Annotated in this window: 1 protein-coding gene; it reads right to left on the bottom strand. The window is 74.2% G+C overall.

All coding sequences use genetic code 11. The annotated features are described in order from the left end of the window. A partial coding sequence (locus tag DDE18_RS23230) for a hypothetical protein (protein WP_165821328.1) occupies positions 1–295 on the bottom strand: 295 nt, incomplete at both ends.

Genomic DNA, 295 nt, shown 5'->3' with positions numbered 1-295 from the left:
AGCCGCGCGCCTCGTGCTCGGGGATGGGCGAGACCATCGCGATCTGGCCGCCGGTGCGGTGCTTGCCGACCGAGTGGACCGTCCAGTTCTCGTCGGGGTGGCCGGCCGCCCGCGCGAGCGCGTCGCGCCAGCCGGTGAACCGCTGCTTCGCCGCGAGGTTGGAGAAGGCGACGGTGACCAGCGCGTTGCCGAAGCCGTCGTCGACCGAGCCGGTGACCCGGCGGTCTCGGAGGTCGATGTCGACGTCGAGGGTGCGGGGCGGGCCCGACCTCAGCTCGAGGCCGCGCTCGACGAG

The organism is Nocardioides gansuensis (genome assembly GCF_003076135.1).
Taxonomy (GTDB): Bacteria; Actinomycetota; Actinomycetes; order Propionibacteriales; family Nocardioidaceae; genus Nocardioides; species Nocardioides gansuensis.
Note: the sequence above shows the minus strand (reverse complement) of the source record. Positions and strands in the feature narration are given on the sequence as shown.